The organism is Aliamphritea spongicola, from assembly GCF_017051665.1.
Lineage (GTDB): Bacteria > Pseudomonadota > Gammaproteobacteria > Pseudomonadales > Balneatricaceae > Amphritea > Amphritea spongicola.
In genome coordinates, this window is sequence record NZ_JAFIDL010000093.1 from 1 (window position 1) to 290 (window position 290).

At 64.1% G+C, this 290-nt stretch carries 1 protein-coding gene; it reads right to left on the reverse strand.

Annotation, left to right across the window (positions count from 1 at the left end):
- Positions 1-290 (reverse strand): AMP-binding enzyme (locus tag JYB63_RS22885; protein WP_205660223.1); only part of this gene is annotated, 290 nt, incomplete at both ends.

A 290-nucleotide genomic window follows, 5' to 3' on the forward strand; every position in this document is an offset into this window, starting at 1 on the left:
AGGGTGACGTACACGTAGATCCCCTGCCCTTTGATTTCATGGGGATAGCCCACCACCGCAGCTTCCGCGACCTTGCCATGGGCGACCAGGGCGCTTTCCACCTCGGCGGTGCCCAGGCGGTGGCCGGATACGTTCAGTACGTCGTCCACCCGACCGGTGATCCAGTAGTGGCCGTCTTCGTCGCGGCGGGCACCGTCGCCGGTGAAGTACATGCCGGGATAGGCGCTGAAATAGGTCTGCTTGAAGCGCTCGTGGTCACCGTAGATGGTCCGCATCTGGCCGGGCCAGCT